This window comes from Streptomyces sp. NPDC004667, from assembly GCF_040609475.1.
Taxonomy (GTDB): domain Bacteria; phylum Actinomycetota; class Actinomycetes; order Streptomycetales; family Streptomycetaceae; genus Streptomyces.
The window spans coordinates 1-25,375 of sequence record NZ_JBEXKC010000058.1 but is presented as its reverse complement, the minus strand read 5'-3'; the positions used below and the strand labels follow the sequence as shown (position 1 = coordinate 25,375).

The window sequence follows — 25,375 nt, the reverse complement described above, 5'->3', positions numbered from 1 at the left end:
GACGTGTCCGACGAAAAGTGGCAGAACCCGGTGGCCGGGTTCGGCGTGACCTTCAAGGCCATGTTCAAGAAGCGCCTCACCGAGCAGTACCCGGAGCAGGAGAAGACCACCGCTCCGCGCTTCCACGGACGGCACCAGCTCAACCGCCACCCCGACGGTCTGGAGAAGTGCATCGGGTGCGAGCTGTGCGCCTGGGCCTGTCCCGCCGACGCGATCTACGTGGAGGGCGCGGACAACACCGAGGAGGAGCGCTACTCCCCGGGCGAGCGCTACGGGCGGGTCTACCAGATCAACTACGCCCGCTGCATCCTCTGCGGGCTGTGCATCGAGGCCTGCCCCACCCGGGCGCTGACGATGACGAACGAGTTCGAACTCGCCGATTCCAGCCGCGAGGCGCTGATCTACACCAAGGAGCAGCTCCTCGCGGGTCTGACCGAGGGCATGGTGGAGACCCCGCACTCGATCTTCCCGGGGACGGACGAGCAGGACTACTACCGGGGGCTGGTGACGGGCGCCGCCCCGGGCACGGTCCGGCAGGTGGCGGTCTCCAAGGGCGAGACGGCCGCGGACTCCTCCGAGGAGGTGCAGGCATGAGCGCCCTCGCAGCCGCCGGCGCCACGATGACCTCCACCGGCGAGGCCGTGCAGTTCTGGGTACTGGGCACCGTCGCCGTCATCGGCGCGCTGTGCACGGTCCTGATGCGCAAGGCCGTCCACAGCGCCCTCTGCCTCGCCGGGACGATGATCATCCTGGCGGTGTTCTACCTCGCCAACGGGGCGTACTTCCTGGGCGTCGTCCAGGTCATCGTCTACACCGGCGCCATCATGATGCTCTTCCTCTTCGTGGTCATGCTCGTCGGCGTCACGGCGGCGGACTCGCTGAAGGAGACCCTCAAGGGGCAGCGCTGGCTGGCGGTCCTGTGCGGGCTCGGCTTCGGCATCCTGCTGATCGCCGGCATCGCCAACGCCGGGCTCACCCACTTCAACGGGCTCGGCCGGGTCAACTCCGCCGGGCACGTCCAGGGCCTGGCCGAGCTGATCTTCACCCGTTACATCTTCGCCTTCGAGATCACCGGCGCCCTGCTGATCACGGCGGCCGTCGGCGCGATGGTGCTCACCCACCGCGAGCGCACCGAGCGGGCCGCCACCCAGCGCGAACTCGCCGAGCAGCGCGTGCGCGAGGGCGTACAGCTCCCGCCGCTGCCGGCGCCCGGCGTCTACGCCCGGCACAACGCGGTCGACGTGGCCGGCCTGCTCCCGGACGGCACCCCGTCCGAGCTGACCGTCAGCAAGACCCTGCGGGCCCGCGGTCAGGTCCGTGACGTGTCGGGCCAGGCCCTGGACGACCTCAAGGCGCTGGAGCAGGCCTCCGCGGAGCGTCTCGGCCGTGAGGAGGCCTCGAAGTGAACCCGGTCAACTACCTGTACCTGGCGGCCCTGCTGTTCACCATCGGCGCGGCCGGGGTGCTCGTCCGGAAGAACGCGATCGTGCTGTTCATGTGCATCGAGCTGATGCTCAACGCCTGCAACCTCGCGTTCGTGGCCTTCTCCCGGATGCACGGCAACCTCGACGGCCAGATCATCGCGTTCTTCACGATGGTCGTCGCCGCCGCGGAGGTCGTGGTGGGCCTCGCGATCATCGTGTCGCTGTTCCGTACCCGCCACTCGGCCTCGGTCGACGACGCCAGCCTGATGAAGCTGTAAGGGGCGTTCACACAGTGGAGAATCTGATTGCGCTGCTGATCGCGGCGCCCCTGCTCGGAGCGGTGGTGCTGCTCTGCGGCGGCCGGCGCCTCGACAAGGCCGGGCACTGGCTCGGCACCCTGCTCGCCGCCGTCTCCTTCGGCATCGGCGTGGCCCTGTTCATCGACATGCTGGGCCGCAGCGCCGACGACCGGACCCTGCACCAGTTCCTGTACACCTGGATCCCGGTGGAGGGCTTCCAGGCGGACATGGCGTTCCAGCTGGACCAGCTGTCGATGACCTTCGTCCTGCTGATCTCAGGCGTGGGCACGCTCATCCACATCTACTCCATCGGCTACATGGAGCACGACGAGCGGCGCCGCCGCTTCTTCGGCTACCTCAACCTGTTCGTCGCGGCGATGCTGCTGCTCGTCCTCGCCGACAACTACCTGCTGCTGTACTTCGGCTGGGAGGGCGTGGGCCTGGCCTCGTACCTGCTGATCGGGTTCTGGCAGCACAAGCCCAGCGCGGCCACGGCCGCGAAGAAGGCCTTCCTGGTCAACCGCGTCGGTGACATCGGCCTGTCGATCGCGATCATGCTGATGTTCACCACGTTCGGGACCTTCGCCTTCGGGCCGGTGTTCGGCGCGGTGGGCCAGGCCTCCGAGGGCAAGCTGACGGCGATCGGCCTGATGCTGCTGCTGGCCGCCTGCGGCAAGTCGGCGCAGGTGCCGCTGCAGTCCTGGCTCGGCGACGCGATGGAGGGCCCGACCCCGGTCTCGGCCCTGATCCACGCGGCGACCATGGTCACCGCCGGCGTGTACCTGATCGTCCGCTCGGCCGCGATCTTCAACGGGGCGCCGGACGCCCAGCTGGTGGTCACCGTCGTCGGCGCGGTCACGCTGCTCTTCGGTGCGATCGTCGGTTGCGCGAAGGACGACATCAAGAAGGCCCTCGCCGGGTCCACGATGTCGCAGATCGGCTACATGATCCTCGCGGCGGGCCTCGGCCCGATCGGCTACGTCTTCGCGATCATGCACCTGGTCACGCACGGCTTCTTCAAGGCGGGCCTCTTCCTCGGCGCCGGTTCCGTGATGCACGGGATGAACGACGAGGTGGACATGCGCAGGTACGGCGGTCTGCGGACGTACATGCCGATCACCTTCGTGACCTTCGGCCTCGGCTACCTCGCCATCATCGGCTTCCCGGGCCTGTCGGGCTTCTTCTCCAAGGACAAGATCATCGAGGCGGCCTTCGCGAAGGGCGGCACCGAGGGCTGGATCCTCGGCGGAGTGGCCCTGCTGGGTGCGGCGATCACCGCCTTCTACATGACCCGGGTCATGCTCCTCACCTTCTTCGGCGAGAAGCGCTGGCAGCCGGACGCGGAAGGCCACGCCCCGCACCCGCACGAGTCCCCGAAGTCCATGACCATCCCGATGATCGTCCTCGCCTTCGGGTCGGTCTTCGCCGGCGGGTTCTTCTCGATCGGCGACCGCTTCGTGGACTGGCTGGAGCCGGTCACCGGCGAGGCGCACGGCAACCCGCCGATCAGCGCCCTGACGGTCACCCTGTCCACCATGGTGGTCCTGGTGATCGGTGTCGCCATCGCCTGGGGGATGTACGGCAGGAAGCCCGTCCCGGTCGTCGCCCCGCGCGGCTCGCTCCTCACCCGGGCGGCCCGCCGCGACCTGTACCAGGACGACTTCAACCACGTCGTGCTGGTGCGCGGCGGAGAGCACCTGACCCGCTCGCTCGTCTACGTGGACCACAGCCTGGTCGACGGAGTCGTCAACGGGACGGCCGCCTCGGTCGGCGGGCTCTCGGGCCGGCTGCGCAAGCTGCAGAACGGCTACGCCCGCAGCTACGCGGTCTCGATGTTCGGGGGCACGGCGATCCTGATCGCCGCGACCCTGCTGATGAGGGCGGTGTGACATGAACTTCCCGCTTCTGACGGTGACGGCGGCCGTGCCCGCGGTCGGCGCGGTCCTCACGGCGGCCGTCCCGGCCGCCCGCAGGACCGCCGCCAAGTGGCTGGCGCTGCTGTTCTCCCTGGCCACGCTGGCCCTGGCCGTGCTGGTCGCGGTCCGCTTCGAGCCCGGCGGCGACCGCTACCAGCTCACCGAGTCCCACGCCTGGATCAGGGACTTCGGAGTCCGCTACGAACTGGGCGTCGACGGCATCGGGGTGGCGCTGATCGCGCTCACCGCACTGCTGATCCCCTTCGTGATCGGCGCCGGCTGGAACGACGCCGACCCCCTGGAGACGAACTCCTCCCGCTGGCGGCCGACGCAGGGCTTCTTCGCCCTGATCCTGATGGTCGAGGCGATGGTGATCATCTCCTTCGAGGCCACCGACGTCTTCCTCTTCTACGTCTTCTTCGAAGCCATGCTCATCCCGATGTACTTCCTCATCGGCGGCTTCGGGGACCGGGCGCACTCCGGGACCGACGAGAACGCGGCCGCGCAGCGCTCGTACGCGGCGGTCAAGTTCCTCCTCTACAACCTGGTCGGCGGCCTGATCATGCTGGCCGCCGTCATCGGGCTGTACGTCGTCGCCGGGAACTTCTCCCTCCAGGAGATCACCGCCGCCCGCGCCGCCGGCACCCTGGACATGTCGACCAACACCGAGCGGCTGCTCTTCCTCGGCTTCTTCTTCGCCTTCGCGGTGAAGGCCCCGCTGTGGCCGCTGCACACCTGGCTGCCGAACGCGATGGGCGAGGCCACCGCCCCGGTCGCCGTCCTGATCACCGCGGTCGTCGACAAGGTCGGCACCTTCGCGATGCTCCGCTTCTGCCTCGGGCTCTTCCCCGACGCCAGCAAGTGGGCCACCCCGGTGATCCTCGTCCTGGCCCTGATCAGCATCGTCTACGGCGCCCTCCTCGCGGTCGGGCAGCGGGACATCAAGCGGCTGGTCGCCTACGCGTCGATCTCGCACTTCGGCTTCATCATCCTGGGCATCTTCGCGATGACCTCCCAGGGCCAGTCGGGCGCGACGCTCTACATGGTCAACCACGGCATCTCGACGGCCGCGCTGATGCTCGTCGCCGGATTCCTGATCTCCCGGCGCGGCTCGCGGCTCATCGCCGACTACGGCGGTGTCCAGAAGGTGGCCCCGGTCCTCGCCGGCACCTTCCTGATCGGCGGCCTCGCCACCCTCTCCCTGCCGGGCCTGGCGCCCTTCGTCAGCGAGTTCCTGGTGCTGGTCGGCACGTTCGCCCGCTACCCGGTCGTCGGGATCATCGCCACCGTCGGCATCGTGCTGGCGGCGCTCTACACCCTGGTCCTGTACCAGCGCACCATGACCGGCCCCGTCAGGGAGGAGGTCTCCGGCATGCGGGACCTGCGCCTGCGCGAGGTCCTCGTGGTCGCCCCGCTGATCGCGCTGCTGATCGGCCTGGGCGTCTACCCGCAGCCGCTCACCACGATCGTCAACCCGGCGGTGGAGCACACCATGTCGGACGTGAAGCAGACCGACCCGAAGCCCGAGGTGGCCGTCGAGGCCAAGAATGGGGAGGCGGCGAAGTGAGCACCGCGACTGCTGCCCAGGCCCTGCTGACCCTGGCGGCCAACGGACCGGCCGACAAGATCCCGGCCCCGCACATCGAGTACGCGCAGCTGGCGCCCACGCTGATCGTGGTGGGCGCGGCCGTCCTCGGAGTCCTCGTGGAGGCCTTCGTCCCGCGCAGGTCCCGTTACTACGTCCAGGTGTTCCTGGCCGTCGCCGCGCTGGCCTCGGCCTTCGCGGCGGTCGTCGGCCTCGCCGCCGGCGGCTACGGCAGCACCAAGGCGCACATCGCGGCCATGGGCGCCATCGCCGTGGACGGCCCGGCGCTGTTCCTCCAGGGCACGATCCTGCTGGCCTCGATCGTGGCCGTGTTCACCTTCGCCGAGCGCCGCCTGGACCCGAAGGCACACGGCAACCGGGTGGACTCCTTCGCCGCCCAGGCCGCGTCCGTACCGGGCAGCGAGAGCGAGAAGGCCGCCGTCAAGGCCGGGTTCACCACCACCGAGGTGTTCCCGCTGGCCCTGTTCGCCATCGCCGGCATGCTGATCTTCCCGGCGGCGAACGACCTGCTGACGCTGTTCATCGCGCTGGAGGTCTTCTCCCTCCCGCTGTACCTGCTCTGCGCCGTCGCCCGCCGCCAGCGGCTGATGTCGCAGGAGGCCGCGGTCAAGTACTTCCTGCTCGGCGCGTTCTCCTCCGCCTTCCTCCTCTTCGGCATCGCGCTGCTCTACGGCTACGCGGGCTCGGTCTCCTACGCGGTGATCGCCGACGTGGTCGACGGCACCGTCGCCAAGCTCGACCCGGCCCTGGCCTCCACCATGGGCAACGACGCGCTGCTGCTGATCGGCGGCGCGCTGATCCTGATGGGCCTGCTGTTCAAGGTCGGCGCGGTCCCCTTCCACATGTGGACCCCGGACGTCTACCAGGGCGCCCCGACCCCGGTCACCGGCTTCATGGCCGCCGCGACCAAGGTGGCCGCCTTCGGCGCGCTGCTGCGCCTGCTCTACGTGGTCCTGCCCGGCCTGCGCTGGGACTGGCGGCCGGTGATGTGGGGCGTCGCGATCGTCACGATGCTGGCGGGCGCGGTGATCGCCGTGACCCAGACCGACGTGAAGCGGCTCCTGGCGTACTCCTCGATCGCGCACGCGGGCTTCATCCTGGCCGGTGTGATCGCGACCTCGGCGGAGGGCGTCCAGTCCGTCCTCTTCTACCTGCTGGCCTACTCCTTCGTGACGATCGGCGCCTTCGCGGTGGTCACGCTGGTGCGCGACGCGGGCGGCGAGGCCACGCACCTGTCGAAGTGGGCGGGTCTGGGCCGGCGTTCGCCGCTGACGGCGGCGGTCTTCGCGGTGTTCCTGCTGGCCTTCGCCGGCATTCCGCTGACCTCGGGCTTCGCGGGCAAGTTCGCCGTGTTCTCGGCGGCGGCGGAGGGCGGTGCGGGGGTGCTGGTCGTGGTCGGTGTGATCTCGTCCGCGATCGCCGCGTTCTTCTACATCCGGGTGATCGTGCTGATGTTCTTCAGCGAGCCGAAGGCCGACGGCCCGACCGTGGCCGTTCCCTCGCCGCTGACGATGACGACCATCGCGGTCGGCGTGGCCGTCACCCTGGTGCTGGGTCTGGCCCCGCAGTACTTCCTGGACCTGGCGGGCCAGGCGAGCACGTTCGTGCGCTGATCCTGCCGTACGCGACAGGGCCCGGCTCCCTCGGGGGAGCCGGGCCCTGGTGCGTTGCGCTATACCGCTCGGGTGAGGTCCAGGTCCATGCGGAAGGGGACCGGGACGCGCAGCCGGTCGCGGAAGATGCCCGTGGCCACGTACCCCTTGGTCGCGGGGTCGAGTTCGTAGACGTAGACCACGGCCCGGCCGTCCCTGTTCTCCACCCGCCAGAAGTGCGGGATCCCGGCACGGGCGTACTTGACCGGTTTGGTCTCGCGATCACGGTTGACCGATTCCGGTGTGACGACCTCGACCGCGAGCCGGACGGACGCGGCCGGAAGACGGGTCTGGTCCGGGTCCGCGTCGGTGTCCTCCACGGTGACGATCACGTCCGGCTCGGGGCGGTTGTGGCGGTCGATGTCGATGGTGAACTCGCGCAGGACTTCCAGTCCAGGGGGGACCGTCTCCTCAAGTCGTCGCTGGAAGAAGCTGACCGCTCGCATGTGAAAGAGGGTCTGCGGACTCACGAAGATCAGGCTCCCGTCGATCAGCTCCGTGTGGGGAGGCAGATTCGGAAGCGTGTCCAGGTCGTCGGCAGTCCAGCCGCCCGGCGGGGGGATCGGCCAGCTGTGTTCCGGGTTCATCGGTGCTCCCATGAGCCGGAGTCTCGCGCGTACGGTCGGCGTGGCGCCGGGCGATCGCGGAACCCCGTCCCTTCGGGTGAGTCATATGCGGGAGGCAGTTGACGGCGCCGATCGGTGCCGTCTAGTGGCCGTGCGGGTGTGTGGACTGGGTGGTGCCGCCCGGTACCACCGGGGCCTTGTTCGGGCAGGGAAGGGCCGGGTTCCAGTTGTGGAAGCGGCCCGCCGGGTTCTTCTCGTACGCCCACATGTGCAGGTCGTAGTGCTTGGGCATGCCCGCCCAGTGGCCCGGCATCGGCCCGTCGAAGGGCAGTCCGAACATGCTCGGCCGGTCGTCGGTGGTCGTCAGGTCCTGGTCGCGGTCGGTGGACATCCACTCCACGGTCTGGAGTTTGCGCCGGCCGTTGCGGTCCTTCGTGTAGCTGTAGAGGAGCGCGGTCGGCTTGGCGGGGTCCTTGGAGCCCCAGTAGGCCTCCTTGACGTAGTGGTAGCCCATGGAGCCGACCCCGAAGGGGTTGCTCATGCACGCCTCGCCGTGCGGGACGTAGCCGTCCTTGATGGCCTCCCGCTCGTCCACGTACTTGGCCGTCACCGCGATCGCCGTCGCCATGTCCCGCATGGCCTGCCGGTTGCGCGGGTCGGGCGCGGGACCGTCGACCGCGTGGGCCGCGGGCACGGCGGCCAGGCCCAGCGACACGGCGGCCGCGCAGGCGAGAGCGGTCTTCAGGCTGCGAACGGGCATCGGAACTCCTGGTGGGGTGAGGCCGTTTCGTCCACCATCAGGGCGGTGCGGGGGCCGTGCACGCGGCGGACGTCCGAACGGGGGGCCGGGCCGTTCACGGGGTGGTGGCGGCGGGGGCGACCGGGCGGGGTCTGGTGGTGCCGGGGCGGCAGGTGATCGCGGTGTTGAAGGGCTCGAACCGTCCGGCGGGGTTGTCCTTCCACAGCCACAGGTGCAGCGAGTAGTGGACCTTCTGCCCCGGGAAGCGCGGGGGCAGCGGGCCGCGGAAGGGCTCCCCGAACAGGGACGGGCGGTCGTCGTCGGTCTCCACCAGGCCGTCCTTGTCCACGACCATCCATTCGAGGCCGGCCAGCCGCCAGCGGCCCTTGCCGTCGCCCTCGTAGAGCAGGGCGGTGGGCTTGGCCGGGTCGACGGAGCCGTCGTAGGCGTGGTTGAAGTGCGGGTAGCCGAGGGAGCCGGTGCCGCCGGACGGGTTCGTGACGCAGTACTTGTCGGGGACGTACCCGTCGGCGACGCCGACGCTGTGCCGGTGGTACTTGGCGGTGGCCCGGTAGGTCAGGGCCAGCTGGGCGGCGGGCGCGAGCCGGTACGAGGGCCCGGCGGCCGCGGCGGCCGGGGTGGGCGGCGCGGGCGCGGCGGCGGCCGACGGTGCGGCGGCCAGGGTCGCGGCGGCAGCGAGGGCCAGCGGGACGAGCGGGATGTGCTTCGTGTGGCGAGGGGGCATGCGAGCAGCCTCACCCGGCCCGTGCGGGCCCGCCACGGGTGGGGGAGCGTACGGGTGGTGGGGCCGCCCGTGCGGCCTACGCGCGGGCGGCCCGGTCCCGGCGGGGCGGCGGGAGGCCCGCCACCCCGCGGGAGGGTCTAGCCGGCCGAGCCCACGATCCGGCCGGTGACCTCGCCGAGGCCGACGCGGGTGCCGTCGGCGCCGGGGGCCCAGGCCGTGAGGGTGACGGTGTCGCCGTCCTCCAGGAAGGTGCGCTTGCCGTCGGCGAGCTCGATGGCGTCGCGGCCGTTCCAGGTGAGCTCCAGGAGGGAGCCGCGCTGGTCGACCTCGGGGCCGCTGACCGTGCCGGAGCCGAACACGTCGCCGGTGCGCAGCGAGGCGCCGTTGACGGTCATGTGGGCCAGCTGCTGGGCGGCGGTCCAGTACATCGAGGCGAACGGCGGACGCGCCACCTCCTGCCCGTTGATGGAGACGGTGATGTGCAGGTCGAAGCCGCCGGGGCGGTCGGCCGCGGAGTCGTCGAGGTAGGGCAGGAGCGGGAAGTCCCGGGCGGGCGGGGCCACGCGGGCCGCGTCCAGGGCCTCCAGGGGGGTCACCCAGGCGGAGACGGAGGTGGCGAAGGACTTGCCGAGGAAGGGGCCGAGCGGCACGTACTCCCAGGCCTGGACGTCGCGCGCGGACCAGTCGTTGAGGAGGAAGAGGCCGAAGACGTGGTCCTCGAAGTCGCCGAGCGCGACGGGGCGGCCCAGCTCGGAGGGGGCGCCGACGACGAAGCCGACCTCGGCCTCGATGTCGAGCTTGACCGAGGGCCCGAAGACGGGCGCCGGGTCGGTGGGGGCCTTGCGCTGCCCGGAGGGGCGCACGACGTCCGTGCCCGACACCACGATCGTGCCCGACCGGCCGTGGTAACCGATGGGCAGGTGCTTCCAGTTGGGGGTCAGCGCGTCCCCGTCCGGGCGGAAGATCTTGCCGACGTTGGTGGCGTGGTGCTCGCTCGCGTAGAAGTCGACGTAGTCCGCGACCTCGTACGGCAGGTGCAGGGTGACGGCGTTGAGCGGCAGCAGGTGCGGCTCCACGGTCCCGCGGTGGCCGGGGTCGGTCACCCAGGCGGTCAGGGCGCGGCGCACGTCCCGCCAGGCGGTGCGGCCGGCGGCCAGCAGGGGGTTCAGCGAGCCCTGGGCGAGGAGTCCGGCGTACGGGGACCCGAGCGCGACCGCCACGGCCCCGGCGTCGAGCACGTGTCCGCCGATGCGCACGCCGACGCGGCGGCGCTGCGGCTCCTCGGGGGTGCTGAACACGCCGTAGGGGAGGTTGTGCGGCCCGAACGGGTCGCCCTCGGGAACGTCGAGGGGGCTCTGCTGGGGCATGGGGTACTGCCTCGCTTTCCATGCGGTCCGGGGGTGTCCCGGGGGCTGGCTGACACGTTACGTGTCTGGTGGGGTCTGTGGGAGGCCGGATTCGGGCGCTATTTGTAGGACTTGTCCACTGGGGTCCGTATCCTTGGCGCCGTGACTTCCGCCCTTCCCTATGCCTTGATCGCCACTGACCTGGACGGGACTCTGCTGTGCGACGCGGACACCGTCTCCGCCCGCTCGCACGCGGCTCTCGCCACGGCGCGCGCGGCGGGAGCCCAGCACATCGTGGTCACCGGACGCCCCGTCCCGCAGGTCCGGAAGATCCTTGAGGATCTTGGGTATACGGGGCTCGCGGTGTGCGGGCAGGGCGCGCAGGTGTACGACACGGCGCGCGGGCGCCTGCTGCACTCCGTCTCGATGGACCGCGGCCTCGCGGAGGTGGCCCTCGGCAAGATCGAGGCCGAGGTCGGCGAGGTCTACGCGGCGGTCAACCAGGAGGGGCTCCACGGGGAGACCCTGATGGGGCCGGGCTACCGGATGTGGCACCCGCACCTGCCCATGGTCGGCGTCCCCCGGCGTGACGACCTCTGGTCGGCGCCGATCATCAAGGTGCTGCTCCAGCACCCGCACCTGGGCGACGACGAGCTGACGCGGGTCGCGCGGGCGGTGGTCGGGGACCTGGTGAACGTCACGATGGCGGGGGAGCACACGGTGGAGCTCCAGCCGCCCGGCGTGGACAAGGCGGAGGGGCTGGCGCGGGCCGCCGAGGTCCTGGACCTGGCGGCCTCGTCGACGATCGCCTTCGGCGACATGCCGAACGACGTCCCGATGTTCGCCTGGGCGGCGCACGGGGTGGCGATGGCCAACGCCCACCGCGAACTGCTGGCCGTCGCCGACGAGGTGACCCTCTCGAACGAGGCCCACGGCATCGCGGCGGTCCTGGAACGCCTCTATTCCTGAACGCGCCGCCCGCGCGGCTCGGCCGCCGGCGGCCTCCCCGGCTTCGCACCGCTGCGCCGGACTCCATCCGACGGGCCGCCGGGCGGAGTGGGCTTCCGGGCGCGCACCCTGCCCACCTCAGGGCTGCCGGACCGGACTCCGCCCGACGGCCCAGGGCGGGGTGAGCTCCCAGGTGTGCGCTCCGGGGTGGGCCAGGTACGCCCAGCAGCCCGTACCACGGCCGGGGGTGGTGGCCGGGCAGTCGGGCAGCGCGACGACTGTTTCCAGCCACCCGTCGCCGCCGTCACCGTGACCGCCGCCCGGTCCGGGCCACTGGGCCCACAGGGCCGTGCCGGAGCCGGAGTCGTGGACCAGGTCCATGTGGGGCCCGGAATGCCGTTCGAGCGCGCAACGCAGCTCGGGGCCCTCCTCCAGCGCGGCCCGCAGGGCGCGGGCGTTGCCGGTGAGGAGTTCGGCGAGGGCGTCGAGGTGCGCGGCCGACAGCAGTCCGGGCGCCCCGCAGGTGTTGCTCACGCGGACCACCCCCGGGCGACGATGCAGGCCACGCAGCACACCCAGGCGACGGCCCCGAGGGTCACGGCGAGCGCGGTGGCCCGCTCGGCGGGGGGTCGTTCGGGCCCCCTCACGGCCGGCCCTCCGCACTGCGGGCGTTGCGCCGCGCGATCTCGGCCCGGAGCCGCTCCATGGGCCCGGCGAGCCGCACCTCACGCGGCTCCGCCTCCCACTCCGGCCCACCGCGCACGGGGCGCAGCGCCCAGTACGGCCCGGCGAGCCCGCGGAACTCCGCGAGGCGGTCGTCGCGGGCGGTGTCCACGACGAGTGTTCCGGGAAGCGGGGGTGGTGCCTGCGGGTGGGGCGCTTCACACATGGCCATGCCTCTCCGTAGCGGTTCCACTACCAAGCGGATTCAGCGTGGCCTAGAGTCGGGAGGTCTTCAACTTGCGCAATTTGCACGAGGAGTTGGGTGGTCGTCGTTGAACCGCAAAGAGCTGGACCCTGAGAAATCCCCTGGGGCGGCGTTCGGTCATCGTCTGCGTGCGCTGCGAGACGAGCGCGGCTGGACGCAGGACGAGCTGGGGGAGCGTATGGGGTGCTCCGGGACGCATATTTCCGCCGTCGAAACCGGCCGTCGACCTCCAACTCGCCGTTTTGCGGCAAGTGCTGACCGGGTGTTTGCGACGGGCGGCCGACTCGAACGCCAGAGCAGTGCCGTGCGGAGTACTGCCCTCTTGGAGGGCTTTCCGGAGTACGTCACGCACGAGGCGCGAGCTGCGGAGATCAGGCTCTACGAGGTCGGCGTCATGCCGGGAATCCTCCAGACGTCGGAGTACGCGACCGCGCTCAACGAGCGTGCCGTCGAGCGCGGCGCAAGTACTGCCGAACAGGCCGAGGAGCGGATCTCGATCGTCGCGGAGCGACAGGCGGCACTTTTGCGGACGCCGCCGCCCCTGGTTTTCGTCGTCCTGGACGAGAGCTGCCTCAGGCGCCCGGTGGGCGACCCTGTCACGATGGACGGCCAGTGGGATCGGCTGATCGATTTCGCTGCCCTGTCGAACACTGTGCTCCAGATCGCGCCGTTCGACATGGGCGATCGTCGTCCAATCAGCCTGCCTCTCTACATCCTGACGATGCAGAACCGCTCACTGGTCTCCTACGCGGAGTCTGCTCAGCGGGGGCAACTCGAACGGGACAGCGGCTCTGTCGTGCCCCTGCTGACCGCCTACCATCAGCTTCAGGCCGAGGCCATGTCGCAAGCCGAATCGGTGGCCTTGATCCGTCAGCTACGAAAGGGCACCTCGTGAAGGCCGAATCCCCCCGCTGGTTCAAGTCCTCCTACAGCGAGAACGGTGGCGCGTGCGTCGAGGTCGCCACCAATCTCGCCGCCTCGCGCGGTGTCGTGCCGGTCCGGGACTCCAAGCGGGCCGACGGCCCGGAACTCGGCTTCGCCGCAGCCGCATTCTCCGTGTTCGTCGACGGCCTCAAGGCCGTCTGAGCGGACCGCCGGGCCCCCGTGGGCCCGGTGGGCTCAGCCCGCCGGGCGCGGGAGTCGGCGCGGCAGGACGCGGACAGTGGGTCCGCGTCAGAGAAGGTGCGGTGGTGGTACGACCAAGACCACGGCGAGGAGGCGGGGCCGCATCCGGGGAAACGCCTGGGTCTCGAACCATCCTCCGGAAGCGAGCGTGTGGCGGCGTGCCGTTCCGGGAGTGGGGTCGCCCAGTTCGGCCGGGTCGATGCCGAGGTTCGCGAGTTCGACGATCTGGTCGGCGACGGCCTTCACCTCGTCCCGGACGGTCTTCGGGTAGCTGACCTCGTCCTCGGCATGGAAGGCGTACTCCCATGCCCAACGGTCATCGGTCACCAGGCGGTCCCGCCGACCGTGCGGACGCCCGCCTCGGTGGCTGCGGTTCTGCGGATGCGGCTGATCTCGGAGGCGATCTCGCGGGCCTCGGCGAGGTCGGCGACTTCGCCGGCACGGGCCTCCAGCGCGCGAAGCCTGCCGGCGGTCTCCGGGTGCCGCGCGATGGCCACCTCGACGGCCCAGGCCTCGGTGAAGGTGCGAAGGGGCGTGGCGGACACCTCGGCACGTGCGCGGGCGGTGCTCGCCGCACGGTCACGGTCGAAGTCGGCGAGGAGGTGAGGGGCGATCTGGGCGAGGGCCGAGCGGATCGCCTCGGGCTGGATGGGCGGCTGCGGGGTGGCCGATGGCTGGGGCGCGGTACTCATACGGCTTCGGCCCTCTCCTGCTGCTCCGGTTCGCCCGCCCGGTAGGCGCCGGCGAGAGTGGTGACGTGCTGGTGCGCCTGCCCCAAGGCCTGCTCGGCCCGGCCTACGGCCCTGAGGGCGTCCGGATCGCTCTTCTCGCCGCCGCTCAGGGGACCGCTCGCTGCTCGCACGAGTCGAGCGTAATCCGTCGCGAACGGATGACGCCATGAGTGCCTTGAGGCCAATGGCCGAGCCGAGGGCCCGCGTCTCGGCCAGGCTCAGCCCGCCGTCCTCGGGAGGCGGCGTTCCCACGTGCGGTGGAAGACGATCTCCTCGCCCTCCCGGCACACCACCTCGTTCGACGTCAGGAAGCCGCCCTCGTCGCACGTGATTTCCGAGCGGGTCTCCACGCGGGCGTCCCAGCCCTCCTCCGGTCGGTGGAGGCGGATGCGCCACTGGGAGCGGCAGGACGCGGACAGCGGGTCGGCGTCCTGGATCTCGTAGACCTCCTCCGCCTCCTCCTCGTACTCCAGCCCGTCCGGGTAGACCCGGGTGCCGCCGTAGCGGGGGTCCACCTCCAGGCGCCAGGTGCCGCGCGCCACGTCCCGTACGACCACCCGTTCCGGGTGCGGCCCGTCCAGGGTCTCCGGGTACGCGACACCCAGCGGCTCCGCCTGTTCCGGGGCCTCGAAGACGATGCCCCCGTCCGTGGCGGGGGAGGCCGTGCGGACCGGGAGTTCGAGGGTGGAGCCCGTCGGGTCGACGGTCCAGCCGGCCTCGGAGCCGGCCCGGGGCCAGATCCACGGCCAGTACGCGGAGGACAGGGCGAGGCGGATCCGGTGGCCCGGCGGGAAGGCGTGGCCGATGCCGTTCAGCTCGAAGGTGACGTCCTCCTGCGCGCCCGGGGTCCACGGCGCCGCCCGGTCCCGGCCCCGGCGCGCCGACAGGTTCAGCGCGCCCCGGGTGACCAGCGTCGAGGAGCCGTCGGGGGCGACGTCGCACAGCCGGGCCACGACCTGCCCGTACGGGACGTCCATCCGCAGCCGCAGGGTCACCGACGGGCGGCCCAGGATCTCCACCGGCTCGCCCGGCGCCACCGGGAACTCGAAGCAGGCCGACTTCGCGTCCTCCTCGCGCTGGTCCGGCGGCAGGTCGGCGGCGTTGCCGAAGGGGAAGAAGCGGCCCGCGTCCAGCCCGGTGTGCTGGGGCGAGGCCACGACCACCGGGGCGCCCTGGAGCCCGTAGGAGACGGGCACCACCGCCGGGGAGGGCCAGGCGCGGTCGCCGACCCAGCGGCCCTCCAGCCGCTCGTAGACGGTCGCGGGGCGGTGCGACTCGCTGATCCAGGAGCGCAGCAGCGGCTCCTCCATGACCCCGTTGTCCTCGCCCTTGAGCCAGTGGTCCCACCAGCGCAGGGTCTCCTGGAGGAAGCCGATCGCCGGGCCCGGCGGCAGGCCCCGGTCCGGGTACTGGTGCGACCAGGGGCCGATCAGCCCCCGGACGCGGGAGGCGGGCAGCGCGGAGACCAGGCGCAGGACCGTGTCCCGGTACGGGTCGTGCCAGCCGCCGACGGCGAGGACGGCCGCGCGGACGGCCCCGTAGTCCTCGCAGACGCTGCCGTGGCGCCAGTAGGCGTCCCGGGTCTGGTGGGAGAGCCAGGTGTGGATCAGGGGTTCCATGCCCTCCAGGCGGTCGGTCCACTGGCGGCGCCAGCCGTCCCCGGCGTAGCGGGGGTCCGGCGGGCGGGAGGAGAAGGCCAGCATCGTGGCGGCCCAGGCGTGCATGTCCACGGCGAGGACCGAGCCGCCCATGTAGTGCACGTCGTTGTCGTAGCGGTCGTCGGTGGAGCAGACGGTGACGACGGCCTTCAGCGCCCGGGGGGCGAGGGCGGCGATCTGGAGGCTGTTGAAGCCGCCCCAGGAGATCCCGAACATGCCGACCGCGCCCGTGCACCAGGGCTGCGCGGCCAGCCACTCCACCACGGCGACCCCGTCGGCCAGTTCCCGGGCGTCGTACTCGTCGCCGGGGCGGCCCCCGCTGACGCCGTGGCCGCGCACGTCGACCCGTACGGAGGCGTAGCCGTGGCCCGCGTACCAGGGGTGGCGCTGGGCGTCGCGCGGGGCGGTCCAGTCGGTGAGCCGGTACGGGACGTACTCCAGCAGGGCCGGGACGGGGGCGTCCGTGACCGGGCGCCAGATGCGGGCGTACAGCTCGACGCCGTCGGGCATCGGGATGCGGACGTCCTCGTGGGTGGTCGCGTACGGGAATTCGGTTCGGATGATCATCGGAACGGGTTCACCGGTCCCCTCAGTGGACGGGATGCATCGTGCGGCGCAGCCAGGGCGCCAGCGCGATCACGGCCAGGCCCGCCGCGACCGCGACGGCGCCGTTGACGCCGAAGTACACCGGGTCGGACACGGTGCCGTAGACCTTGACCACCTGGGCCTGGATGCCGTTGGCGAGGGCCAGGGAGAGGAACCACAGGGCCATCGTCTGGTTGGTGTAGGCCTTGGGGGCGAGCTTGGTGGTGGCCGACATGCCGGAGGTCTGCAGCAGCACGTCGCCGAGCCCCAGCAGCACGTACGAGCCGATGATCCACCAGGCGGCCATCTTGTACGCCTCGCCGCCGTGGCCCGAGGTGGGGATCACCATCAGCAGGAACGACAGGCCGCCCAGGACCACCCCGATGGCGATCTTGTTGGAGGCGTGCGGCTGGCGGGGCCCCATGCGGACCCACAGCGCGGCCACCACCGGGGCCAGCAGCACCTCGAAGGCGCCGAGGGCCGACGCGTACCAGCCGGCCGGGAAGTCGAAGCCGAGGATCTCGGTGCGGGCGTTCGTCGAGGCCAGCAGCATCATCGTCGAGTAGGCCTGGAAGAGGATGAAGTTGAAGGCGACCGACGCCAGGAAGAGGACCACGTAGGGGCGCAGGCGTCCGCGTTCCTCGGCGCTGACGCGCGGGCTGCGGAACATGAGCGTGAAGTAGACCACCGGGGCGATCACCGAGGCGAGGGTCAGGAGGTCGACGAGACGGCCCGTCGTCAACCAGCCGACGACCGCCAGGAGGGTGGCGATGACGGCGAAGGCGACGCAGCCGCCGACGATCTTCCGGACGGCGGCGCGCATCGCGTCGGGGGCCAGGGCGTACTCGGCCGAGTGCTTGCGTCCGGCCAGATGGCGGCGGCCGAGGACGTACTGGACGAGCCCGGCCGTCATCCCGATGGCGGCGGCGGAGAAGCCCCAGTGCCAGCCCTTGTGCTCGCCGAGCCAGGCGGTGACCAGCGGTCCGGCGAAGGCGCCGATGTTGATGGCCATGTAGTAGAGGGCGAAGCCGGCGTCGCGCCGCTGGTCGGCCGTCCGGTACAGCTTGCCGACCATGCCGGCCACGTTGGGCTTGAGCAGGCCGGTGCCCGCGCTGATCAGGCCGAGGCCCACCCAGGTCATGGCGGCCGTGGGGACGGCCATGGCGTAGTGGCCGCAGGCGATCAGGATGCCGCCGGAGAGGACGGCGCGGTAGGAACCGAGGATGCGGTCGGCGAGCCATCCGCCGGCCACGGAGACGAGGTAGACCATGGTCCCGTAGGCCGCCGAGACGGAGGCGGCCGTGGCCGGGTTCATCCCCAGGCCGCCGTTCGCGACCGTGTCCGCGAAGTAGAGGACGAGGATGGCCTGCATGCCGAGGAAGGAGAACCGCTCCCAGACCTCCAGCCCGGAGAGGGTGGCGAGACCCCTGGGGTGACCGAGGAAGGCGTGGTCGTCGCCGGGTGGCGGCTGGTCCGCCTCCGGGCCTCTGGGTTCGTCTATATCGGTCGCAGTTCTGGACAAAACGTACTCTCCGGTTGTTTCGGGTCCCTTAGAACATACCGGTGCGCATCGGGCGATGCGCACGTGGCGACCGGGCAGGCGCTCTGGGTGATCGAAAACAGACCGGATACGCTGGCTTGAGTGATGGCAGCGACACATCGACAATCCAGGTGATCGTCAGCGTGATCGTCAGCAGACAGGAGTACCCCTCGTGACCGTCGTCGGGCCGTTCGGACTGAGCGTGCGGGACCAGGCTCTTGAAACCGATGTCCAGGCCGGACTGGCCGCCGTCGAGGCGGGTCTGCTGGAAGCCACCAAGAGCGAAGTCCCCTTCATCACCGAGGCCGCCCAGCATCTGGTGCGCGCCGGAGGCAAGAGGTTCCGGCCGCTGCTGGTGATGCTCGCCTCCCGCTTCGGCGACCCCTACGCGCCCGGGATCGTGCCGTCCGCGGTGGTCGTGGAGCTCACCCACCTGGCCACGCTCTACCACGACGACGTCATGGACGAGGCGGACGTACGCCGCGGGGTGGAGAGCGCCAACGCCCGCTGGGGCAACTCCGTGGCCGTCCTGACGGGTGACTTCCTCTTCGCCCGCGCCTCCCACATCCTGGCCGACCTCGGACCCGAGGCCGTACGCATCCAGGCCGAGGCCTTCGAGCGCCTGGTGACGGGCCAGATCCTGGAGACGGCCGGCCCGCGCGACGGCCGCGACCCGGTCGCGCACTACCTCGACGTCATCGCCGGCAAGACCGGCTCGCTGATCGCGGTCTCCGGCCGCTTCGGCGCGCTGATGTCCGGCGCGGACGAGTCGGTCGTCGACATCCTGACCCAGTACGGCGAGCGCCTCGGCACCGCCTTCCAGCTCGCCGACGACGTCCTCGACATCGCCTCCGACTCGCACGAGTCCGGCAAGACCCCCGGCACCGACCTGCGCGAGGGCATCCCCACGCTCCCCGTGCTGCGGCTGCGGGAGATGGCCGCGCGGGACGGGCGCGAGGAGGACCTGGAGCTCGTGGAGCTGCTCGACGGGGACCTGAGCGACGACGCCCGGCACGCCGAGGTCCTCGCCCGGCTGCGGGTGCACCCCGCGCTGGAGCAGGCCCGCCGCGACACCATCCAGTACGCGCAGGACGCGCGCGCCACGCTGGCCCCGCTGCCGGAGTGCTTCGCGAAGTCGGCCCTGGAAGAGCTGTGCGACGCGGTGGTCCACCGGGCCGGCTGAGCCGTCCCCGCAGACGCAGGAGGGGCCCCTCGCCCGCCCGCGACCCCTACGGGTCCGGGGTGAGGGGCCCCTTCCGTGTCATCCCACGGTCGTACGCGCAGTTGATTCCGGGGACTGACGCCCCGGAGCCGTCCATTTGGTCAGATGGAGTCATCAACCCCACCGGATCGGGTGAGAGCGGTGACACGGGGGTCACCGCCACATACACAGAGGGCAGGGCACTGACATGGCAGCGAACACGAAGACCTCTCGCAAGGCCGCCCGGTACGCCGTACCGGTCGCGGTGGCGGGCGTCGCCGCGGCGACCGTGGCGATGGTCCCGGCCTTCGCCAACGCCGGCGGCCCGGACCTGCCCAAGGTGACGGCGCAGCAGCTGATCGAGAAGGTCGCCGCCTCCGACGTCCAGCAGCTCACCGGTACGGCCAAGCTCACCACCGACCTGGGCCTGCCCACGCTCGCCTCCGGCCTGCTGGGCGGCGGCGGGGTCGCGGGCGGCTCGGCCGACCCGCAGGACAAGGTCGCGCAGCTGGCCAACGGCACGCACACCTTCCGCGTCGCGGCCGACGGCCCGGACCGGCAGAAGCTGACCTTCCTGGACGGCAAGGACGAGTACACCCTCGTCCACAACGGCACCGACGTCTGGGGCTACGACTCCAAGTCCAACGAGGCCTTCCACGAGAAGGCCGACGGCAAGGACGCGGCGGGCAAGGAAGCCGGCAAGGGCAAGGAGCACCCGAAGACGGCCGACCGGCTCGCGGCCTCGCCGCAGCAGATGGCCCAGGACCTGCTCAAGCAGGCCGGCCCGACCACCGACATCGCCGTGGGCGACACCGCACAGGTCGCCGGCCGCGACGCCTACCAGCTCGTCCTGAAGCCCAAGCAGAGCGGCTCCACCGTCGACTCGGTCCGGATCGCCGTCGACGCCAAGAACGGCGTGCCGCTGCGCGTCCAGGTGCTCTCCAGCCAGGGCGGCAAGCCGATCGCCGAGGCGGGCTTCACCCAGGTCGACTTCGCCAAGCCGGCCGCCGACGCCTTCTCCTTCGCCCCGCCCAAGGGCGCCAAGGTGACCGAGGGCGCGGACAAGGCCGCCGGGAAGGGCGGGGACCACGGCAAGGAGTTCGGGCCGCTGGAGTCCTTCCCCGGTCTGGACGCGCTGACCGGCGGGGCCGACGGCAAGGGCGGCAAGGACGGCAAGGGTGACGTCAAGGTCCTCGGCGAGGGCTGGGCGACGGTCGCGCGCATCGACACCGGCGCCGGCAAGAGCCTGAGCGACATCGAGAAGGACAAGAACGCGCCGAAGGAGGCCAAGCAGTTCCTGAACTCCCTCGGGGACAAGGTCACCGGGAAGTTCGGCGAGGGCCGGATCTTCTCGACCCGCCTGGTCAACGCGCTGATCACCGATGACGGCAAGGTCTACGTCGGCGCGGTCACCAAGGACCAGCTGGTGAAGACGGCGGACTCCGCCAAGTAGCCGCAGCACCGACGGGGGTGGCCGGGGACGTGTGTCCCCGGCCACCCTTTGTCCGGTTCCGCTCCTGCGTACAGCACGGCCGCTGTACCGTGAACGCCATGTCGAGACACGTCACCATCCGCCTGGACGAAGAGTTCCACGAGCGCCTCAAGGCGCGCGCGGCGGCGCTGGGGACGACGGTGACCGCGCTGATCACCGAGGTCACCGAGCGCGAACTCGACGAGGACCGGAAGACCTTCCTGTCCGGCATCGAGGAGTTCGCCGACCACTGGGGCTATTTCCAGGAGCGGTTCGGCAATTGAAGATCACCATGGAGTGGGCCTGGACGGCCCTGGCACACCATCTGCCATCGGATCCCGCCGTGTGGGACCCCTCCGGGGTCGCCGCGGCCGTCGCCCGGCACCAGAACGACCTGGTGCTGGTGCCCGAGCAGCCCGCTCCCGACACGGCCTGGCGGGCCGCCGCGTTCCTGCACACCCTCGCCGTGTGCCCCGCGCTGGAATCCCCGATGAACGAGTTCTACGCGGCCGCGGCCACCCGCTCGTACCTGCGGGTGGCCGGGGCCAGGCAACTGCCCTCGCCGGAGGAGCTGGGCGACCTGGTCGAGGCCGCGAAGCTGGGCCGGGTGGACATCGGGGCGGTCGCGGAGGAACTGCGCGCCCGCATCCAGGACCCCCTGCCCGCCTCGCTGCGCCCGGCCGGCGAGGACGCGTAGCACCACCGGAGGGCTACACCGTTCAGAAGGTGATCTTCCAGCTGTTGATGTAGCCGACGTCCTGCGCCCCCACGTCCTTGACCTGGAGCTTCCAGACCCCGTTGGCCACCTCGCTCGATGCGTTCACCGTGTAGGTGGCGATCACGTTGTCGGCCGAGTCCGAGCTGGAGTTCTTCAGCAGGTACGCCGTGCCGTCCGGGGCGATCAGGTTGATCACCAGGTCGCCGCGGTAGGTGTGGACGATGTTGACGTCGACCTTGGTGGTGGCGGGCGCGTTGCCCGTGACGCCGGAGACCGTGATCGGCGAGGTCACCGCGGCGCCGGGGGAGTCCGGGATGTTCACGTCCGCGGTGTTCTCGAAGGACGGGCCCGGCGGGACCGGGGTGGCCGCCCCGAGGTTCCAGATCGCGTAGGCGATGGCGTCCGCGTTGCGGTCCAGGGCGGTGTCGTTGATGTTCGCCGTGGTGTCGCAGGAGGAGTGGTAGCAGGCGTCGAAGGCCTTGCCGGAGGTGCCGCCCCACTTCTGGGCCTGCGCCGCCGTCTTGGTGTAGTCGGCGCCGGAGAACAGGCCGCCGACGGGGATGCCCGCGCTCTTGAAGGGGGCGTGGTCGGAGCGGCCGTCGCCCTCGGTCTCGATCTCGGTGGGGATGCCGAGGCCCGCGTAGTAGTTCTTGAAGGTCTGCTCGATGGTGGGGTCGTCGTCGTAGACGAAGTAGCCCGGGTTCGGCGAGCCGATCATGTCGAAGTTCAGGTAGCCGGAGATCTTCGCCTTCTCGGCCGCCGGCAGGTTGTTGACGTAGTACTTCGACCCGACCAGGCCCAGCTCCTCCGCGCCCCACCAGCCGAAACGCAGGTGCTTGGTGGGCTGCAGGCCCGCGCGGGAGACGGCCAGCGCCGACTCCAGGACGGCCGCCGAGCCGGAGCCGTTGTCGTTGATGCCCGCGCCGGCCGTCACCGAGTCCAGGTGGGAGCCGGACATCAGCACGGAGTTCGGGTCGCCGCCCGGCCAGTCGGCGATCAGGTTGTAGCCGGTGGCGCCGCTGGAGGTGAAGGTCTGCAGCGTGGTGGTGAAACCGGCCGCGTCCAGCTTGCCCTTCACGTAGTCGATCGAGGCCTTGTAGCCGGACCGGCCGTGGGCGCGGTTGCCGCCGTTGGCGGCGGCTATCGAGGAGAACTGCGCCAGGTGCGCCTTGACGTTGGCCAGCGGGATGTCGGGTGGCGTCGGCGCGGCGGCGACGGCCGTGGGCGCGGCGAGCGCGGCGGGGGAGGTGGCGGCCAGCAGGCCCGCGACCGCGAGTGCGGTCACGGCGGCCAGGCGCCGGGAGACGGACAGGCTCATGTGGGGGCTCCGGGATTCCGTATGGGGATGAGACGGAACGTGCGGTATCGATCAGGTGAACGATGATGCGCCAGTGCGAGCCTGATGTTCAGTGAGGGCGTGACTGTCCGTCAAGACCACGATTCGGTCAAGGGAGTTCGGTAAACGGACGGTCCCCGGTACGAAGGTTTCGTACCGGGGACCGGGGGAGAGGAGTGAAGGCCGTTACGCGGGCCCGCGGGTCGGGGATGCCCCCGCCGCGGGGGCGTCGGCGGGCGGGACGGCGGCAGGCGGGGCGGCGGTCTCCGCGGCGGGGGCCGCCGCGTTCCCCGCGGCCTGCGCGGCCTCCGCGAGCCGGGCCCGCGAGCGCCGGGAGCTGCGCAGCGCGTCCCAGCTCAGCAGCACCAGCGCGGCCCAGACCAGGGAGAAGCCGGCCCAGCGCTCCGGCGGCATCGCCTCGTGGAAGTACAGCACCCCGAGCCCGAACTGGAACACCGGCGCCAGGTACTGCAGCAGCCCCAGCGTGGACAGCGGCACCCGGATCGCGGCCGCCCCGAAGCAGACCAGCGGGATCGCGGTGACCAGCCCGGTCGAGGCGAGCAGGGCGGAGTGTCCGAGCCCCAGTGAGGCGAACGTCGAGCGTCCCTCCGCGGCGAGCCACAGCAGGTAGCCCAGGGCGGGCAGGAACAGCATCGCCGTCTCGGCGGTCAGCGACTCCAGCCCGCCCATGCCGAGCTTCTTCTTGATCAGCCCGTAGGTGGCGAAGGAGGAGGCCAGGGCGAGCGAGATCCACGGCGGACGCCCGTACCCGACGGCCAGGACCAGGACGGCGGCGAAGCTGATGCCGACCGCCGCCCACTGGACGCGGCGCAGCCGCTCCCCGAGGACCAGGACGCCGAGGGCGATGGTCACCAGCGGGTTGATGAAGTACCCGAGGCTGGCCTCGACCACGTGGCCGTTGTTGACCGACCAGATGTACAGGCCCCAGTTCACGCTGATCACGGTCGCGGCCAGCGCGGTCAGCGCCAGCTTGCGCGGCTGGCGCAGCAGCTCCGCCATCCAGCTCCAGCGGCGCAGCGCGATCAGCGCGACGCCGACCACCGCCAGTGACCACACCATGCGGTGGGCGAGGATCTCGATCGCCCCGGACGGCTTGAGCAGCGGCCAGAAGAGGGGGACCAGCCCCCACATCCCGTACGCGCCGAATCCGTAGAGCAGACCCGCGCGCTGCTCGTTCTGTGCCTTCACGGGCCCTCCAGTGCGACTTCCGGCCAATCTCACAACCTCACGACCGTAGCGCCGCGGGGAGCCGCTGTCATGCCCGTTACGGCGAGATACTCATGACACCGTTCAGCCGGCCAGGACGGCGCCGATGGCGTCGGCGACCGGGGTCGTCGGCCGGCCGATCAGCCGGGCCAGGTCCCCGCCGGTCCCGGCGAGGCGGCCGCGCGAGATCGCCGCGTCCACGTCGACCAGGATCGCCGCGAAGCCCTCGGGCACCCCGGCCCCGGTCAGCGCCGCCAGGTGCGCGTCCGCGGGAAGGGCGGCGTACGCGACCTCGCGCCCGGACTGCCGCGCCACCTCGGCGGCGTACTCGGCCAGGCTCCAGGCGGTGTCCCCGGAGAGCTCGTAGACCCGGTTCAGGTGGCCCTCGCCGGTCAGCACCTCGGCTGCCGCCGCCGCGTAGTCGGCGCGGGCCGCCGAGGCGATCCGGCCCTCGCCCGCGCTGCCGAGGACCGCCCCGTGCTCCAGGACCGAGGCCAGCTGCGCGGTGTAGTTCTCGTGGTACCAGCCGTTGCGGAGGAAGGTGTGGGGCAGGCCGGAGTCGAGGATCGCCTGCTCGGTGACCTTGTGCTCGGCCGCCAGCTCGAAGTCCGCCTCGGGCCCGCCGAGGATCCCGGTGTAGGCCAGCTGGGCCACCCCGGCCGCCTCCGCGGCCTTGATCACGGCCGTGTGCTGCGGGACGCGGCGGCCGACCTCGCTGCCGGAGATCAGCAGCACGCGGTCGCCGGCCCGGAAGGCACCGGCCAGGCTCGCGGGGTCGTCGTAGTCCGCGACCCGGACCTCGATACCGCGCGCGGCCAGGTCGGCGGCCTTCGCCTCGTTCCGTACGACGACGGCCAGCCGGTCGGCGGGGACCTTCGCCAGCAGCTCCTCGACGACGAGGCGGCCGAGGGATCCGGTGGCTCCGGTGACGACGATGCTCATGACGCTCACGCTCCTGTGCGGGTTTCTGTGCTCTCCTACGGTGATGACACGAGCCTATGGAAAGCGCTAACTATCCGTAAGTACCCACTTCAAAGTAAGGTACTGGTATGGAAGTAAGTGTCAAAGCCCCCATGTGTCCCTCGCGCGGAATCCTGGAGCACGTCACCAGCCGCTGGGGCGTCCTGGTGCTCGCCGCCCTGTTCGAGCGCTCGTACCGGTTCAGCGAACTGCGCCGCGAGGTGGGCGGGGTCAGCGAGAAGATGCTGGCCCAGACCCTCCAGACCCTGGAACGCGACGGGTTCGTCCTGCGCCACGCCCGCCCGGTGATCCCGCCCCACGTGGACTACTCCCTGACGGACCTGGGCCGGGAGGCCGCCGAGCAGGTGTGGGCGCTGGCGCGCTGGACGGAGCGGCGCACCGGCGAGGTGGAGCGGGCCCGCGTCGCCTACGACGAAGCCCGGACCCCGTAGCGGGATCCGGGCTTGCGTCTTCGTGAGAGCACGGCGACTGCCCGCTAGCCGACGACCGTCCAGGTGTCGTTGCCCGCGAGCAGGGTCGCCAGGTCGCCCTTGCCCTTCTGCTCCACCGCCGCTTCGAGCTGGTCGGCCATGAGGGTGTCGTAGACGGGGCGGGTGGTGTCGCGGAAGACGCCGATGGGGGTGTGGTGGAGGG

The 25,375-nt window shown here is 71.3% G+C and carries 28 protein-coding genes and 1 pseudogene; 14 read left to right on the top strand and 15 right to left on the bottom strand.

Annotated features, from left to right (window positions below):
- The first annotated feature begins 3 nt into the window (after window positions 1-3).
- Genes nuoI through nuoN form a run of 6 tightly spaced genes read left to right on the top strand, consistent with a single transcriptional unit; the run spans window position 4 to window position 6,858 of the window.
- Entirely contained in the window at window positions 4-594 is a 591-nt protein-coding gene (gene nuoI / locus ABZW32_RS27400; protein ID WP_356220590.1) for an NADH-quinone oxidoreductase subunit NuoI, read from the top strand.
- Window positions 591-1,406, top strand: a complete 816-nt coding sequence (locus tag ABZW32_RS27395) for an NADH-quinone oxidoreductase subunit J (protein ID WP_356220587.1) — start codon at window positions 591-593, stop codon at window positions 1,404-1,406. The genes nuoI and ABZW32_RS27395 overlap by 4 nt, the downstream gene beginning before the upstream one ends.
- On the top strand, window positions 1,403-1,702 hold the full coding sequence (nuoK, locus tag ABZW32_RS27390) for an NADH-quinone oxidoreductase subunit NuoK (RefSeq protein ID WP_030236326.1): 300 nt from the start codon (window positions 1,403-1,405) through the stop codon (window positions 1,700-1,702). Before ABZW32_RS27395 ends, nuoK begins: the two co-directional genes overlap by 4 nt.
- A 14-nt stretch (window positions 1,703-1,716) precedes the next feature.
- Window positions 1,717-3,612: an NADH-quinone oxidoreductase subunit L gene (gene nuoL / locus ABZW32_RS27385; protein WP_356220584.1), complete on the top strand. Its 1,896-nt coding sequence runs from the start codon at window positions 1,717-1,719 to the stop codon at window positions 3,610-3,612.
- A gap of 1 nt (window position 3,613) precedes the next feature.
- Entirely contained in the window at window positions 3,614-5,206 is a 1,593-nt protein-coding gene (locus tag ABZW32_RS27380; protein WP_356220582.1) for an NADH-quinone oxidoreductase subunit M, read from the top strand.
- Window positions 5,203-6,858 carry an NADH-quinone oxidoreductase subunit NuoN gene (gene nuoN / locus ABZW32_RS27375; RefSeq protein ID WP_356220579.1) on the top strand — a complete coding sequence of 552 codons (1,656 nt, stop codon included), beginning with the start codon at window positions 5,203-5,205 and terminating at the stop codon, window positions 6,856-6,858. Before ABZW32_RS27380 ends, nuoN begins: the two co-directional genes overlap by 4 nt.
- A 59-nt stretch (window positions 6,859-6,917) precedes the next feature.
- Here nuoN and ABZW32_RS27370 read toward each other — a convergent pair whose 3' ends face one another.
- The 4 genes from ABZW32_RS27370 to fahA form a co-directional block, all read right to left on the bottom strand.
- On the bottom strand, window positions 6,918-7,496 hold the full coding sequence (locus ABZW32_RS27370) for a Uma2 family endonuclease (RefSeq protein WP_356220576.1): 579 nt from the start codon (window positions 7,494-7,496) through the stop codon (window positions 6,918-6,920).
- A 109-nt stretch (window positions 7,497-7,605) separates the two neighbouring features.
- A complete protein-coding gene (locus ABZW32_RS27365) occupies window positions 7,606-8,223 on the bottom strand; it encodes a hypothetical protein (RefSeq protein ID WP_356220573.1) in 618 nt (205 codons plus the stop codon).
- Window positions 8,224-8,317: 94 nt separating this feature from the next.
- Complete coding sequence (locus ABZW32_RS27360) at window positions 8,318-8,947, bottom strand: hypothetical protein (protein ID WP_356220571.1); 630 nt, start codon at window positions 8,945-8,947, stop codon at window positions 8,318-8,320.
- 137 nt (window positions 8,948-9,084) lie between these two features.
- On the bottom strand, window positions 9,085-10,314 hold the full coding sequence (gene fahA, locus ABZW32_RS27355; RefSeq protein ID WP_356220568.1) for a fumarylacetoacetase: 1,230 nt from the start codon (window positions 10,312-10,314) through the stop codon (window positions 9,085-9,087).
- Between the two features lie 141 nt (window positions 10,315-10,455).
- Between fahA and ABZW32_RS27350 the strand changes: the two genes are divergently transcribed.
- A complete protein-coding gene (locus tag ABZW32_RS27350; RefSeq protein ID WP_356220565.1) occupies window positions 10,456-11,262 on the top strand; it encodes an HAD family hydrolase in 807 nt (268 codons plus the stop codon).
- A 117-nt stretch (window positions 11,263-11,379) separates the two neighbouring features.
- Here ABZW32_RS27350 and ABZW32_RS27345 read toward each other — a convergent pair whose 3' ends face one another.
- Window positions 11,380-11,775, bottom strand: a complete 396-nt coding sequence (locus ABZW32_RS27345; protein WP_356220563.1) for a hypothetical protein — start codon at window positions 11,773-11,775, stop codon at window positions 11,380-11,382.
- 109 nt (window positions 11,776-11,884) lie between these two features.
- Window positions 11,885-12,130: a hypothetical protein gene (locus ABZW32_RS27340; protein WP_356220561.1), complete on the bottom strand. Its 246-nt coding sequence runs from the start codon at window positions 12,128-12,130 to the stop codon at window positions 11,885-11,887.
- 106 nt (window positions 12,131-12,236) lie between these two features.
- Between ABZW32_RS27340 and ABZW32_RS27335 the strand changes: the two genes are divergently transcribed.
- Window positions 12,237-13,064, top strand: a complete 828-nt coding sequence (locus ABZW32_RS27335) for a helix-turn-helix transcriptional regulator (protein ID WP_356220558.1) — start codon at window positions 12,237-12,239, stop codon at window positions 13,062-13,064.
- Complete coding sequence (locus ABZW32_RS27330) at window positions 13,061-13,255, top strand: DUF397 domain-containing protein (protein WP_356220556.1); 195 nt, start codon at window positions 13,061-13,063, stop codon at window positions 13,253-13,255. Before ABZW32_RS27335 ends, ABZW32_RS27330 begins: the two co-directional genes overlap by 4 nt.
- 87 nt (window positions 13,256-13,342) lie before the next feature.
- On the opposite strand, the gene ABZW32_RS27325 is transcribed toward ABZW32_RS27330, so the two are convergent.
- The 5 genes from ABZW32_RS27325 to ABZW32_RS27305 all read right to left on the bottom strand — a co-directional run bounded on the left by ABZW32_RS27325 (window position 13,343) and on the right by ABZW32_RS27305 (window position 17,790).
- Window positions 13,343-13,621 (bottom strand): hypothetical protein, encoded by a 279-nt coding sequence (locus ABZW32_RS27325; protein ID WP_356220553.1) that lies wholly within the window; start codon window positions 13,619-13,621, stop codon window positions 13,343-13,345.
- Window positions 13,618-13,986 (bottom strand): hypothetical protein, encoded by a 369-nt coding sequence (locus ABZW32_RS27320; protein ID WP_356220551.1) that lies wholly within the window; start codon window positions 13,984-13,986, stop codon window positions 13,618-13,620. The genes ABZW32_RS27325 and ABZW32_RS27320 overlap by 4 nt, the downstream gene beginning before the upstream one ends.
- Window positions 13,983-14,156 carry a hypothetical protein gene (locus ABZW32_RS27315; RefSeq protein WP_356220549.1) on the bottom strand — a complete coding sequence of 58 codons (174 nt, stop codon included), beginning with the start codon at window positions 14,154-14,156 and terminating at the stop codon, window positions 13,983-13,985. Before ABZW32_RS27315 ends, ABZW32_RS27320 begins: the two co-directional genes overlap by 4 nt.
- A gap of 87 nt (window positions 14,157-14,243) precedes the next feature.
- Window positions 14,244-16,250, bottom strand: coding sequence for a CocE/NonD family hydrolase (locus ABZW32_RS27310; protein WP_356220546.1), 2,007 nt, complete (start codon window positions 16,248-16,250; stop codon window positions 14,244-14,246).
- A 22-nt stretch (window positions 16,251-16,272) separates the two neighbouring features.
- Entirely contained in the window at window positions 16,273-17,790 is a 1,518-nt protein-coding gene (locus tag ABZW32_RS27305) for a peptide MFS transporter (RefSeq protein ID WP_356220544.1), read from the bottom strand.
- A gap of 190 nt (window positions 17,791-17,980) precedes the next feature.
- On the opposite strand from ABZW32_RS27305, the gene ABZW32_RS27300 reads away from it, so the two are divergent.
- The 4 genes from ABZW32_RS27300 to ABZW32_RS27285 all read left to right on the top strand — a co-directional run bounded on the left by ABZW32_RS27300 (window position 17,981) and on the right by ABZW32_RS27285 (window position 21,177).
- Window positions 17,981-18,991 carry a polyprenyl synthetase family protein gene (locus ABZW32_RS27300; RefSeq protein WP_356220542.1) on the top strand — a complete coding sequence of 337 codons (1,011 nt, stop codon included), beginning with the start codon at window positions 17,981-17,983 and terminating at the stop codon, window positions 18,989-18,991.
- A gap of 226 nt (window positions 18,992-19,217) precedes the next feature.
- Window positions 19,218-20,462 (top strand): sigma-E factor regulatory protein RseB domain-containing protein, encoded by a 1,245-nt coding sequence (locus ABZW32_RS27295; protein WP_356220539.1) that lies wholly within the window; start codon window positions 19,218-19,220, stop codon window positions 20,460-20,462.
- A 98-nt stretch (window positions 20,463-20,560) separates the two neighbouring features.
- Complete coding sequence (locus ABZW32_RS27290) at window positions 20,561-20,764, top strand: hypothetical protein (protein ID WP_234333790.1); 204 nt, start codon at window positions 20,561-20,563, stop codon at window positions 20,762-20,764.
- Window positions 20,761-21,177 (top strand): hypothetical protein, encoded by a 417-nt coding sequence (locus ABZW32_RS27285; protein WP_356220537.1) that lies wholly within the window; start codon window positions 20,761-20,763, stop codon window positions 21,175-21,177. The genes ABZW32_RS27290 and ABZW32_RS27285 overlap by 4 nt, the downstream gene beginning before the upstream one ends.
- Before the next feature lie 22 nt (window positions 21,178-21,199).
- On the opposite strand, the gene ABZW32_RS27280 is transcribed toward ABZW32_RS27285, so the two are convergent.
- The 3 genes from ABZW32_RS27280 to ABZW32_RS27270 all read right to left on the bottom strand — a co-directional run bounded on the left by ABZW32_RS27280 (window position 21,200) and on the right by ABZW32_RS27270 (window position 24,703).
- On the bottom strand, window positions 21,200-22,516 hold the full coding sequence (locus ABZW32_RS27280; protein ID WP_356220534.1) for a M28 family metallopeptidase: 1,317 nt from the start codon (window positions 22,514-22,516) through the stop codon (window positions 21,200-21,202).
- A gap of 204 nt (window positions 22,517-22,720) precedes the next feature.
- On the bottom strand, window positions 22,721-23,743 hold the full coding sequence (gene rarD, locus ABZW32_RS27275) for an EamA family transporter RarD (RefSeq protein ID WP_356220532.1): 1,023 nt from the start codon (window positions 23,741-23,743) through the stop codon (window positions 22,721-22,723).
- 102 nt (window positions 23,744-23,845) lie between these two features.
- Window positions 23,846-24,703 (bottom strand): SDR family oxidoreductase, encoded by an 858-nt coding sequence (locus ABZW32_RS27270; RefSeq protein WP_356220529.1) that lies wholly within the window; start codon window positions 24,701-24,703, stop codon window positions 23,846-23,848.
- Between the two features lie 107 nt (window positions 24,704-24,810).
- On the opposite strand from ABZW32_RS27270, the gene ABZW32_RS27265 reads away from it, so the two are divergent.
- Window positions 24,811-25,173, top strand: a complete 363-nt coding sequence (locus ABZW32_RS27265) for a helix-turn-helix domain-containing protein (RefSeq protein ID WP_356220527.1) — start codon at window positions 24,811-24,813, stop codon at window positions 25,171-25,173.
- 44 nt (window positions 25,174-25,217) lie between these two features.
- Here ABZW32_RS27265 and ABZW32_RS27260 read toward each other — a convergent pair.
- Window positions 25,218-25,375 (bottom strand): annotated as a pseudogene (locus tag ABZW32_RS27260) (2-oxoacid:ferredoxin oxidoreductase subunit beta); the annotation flags it as partial.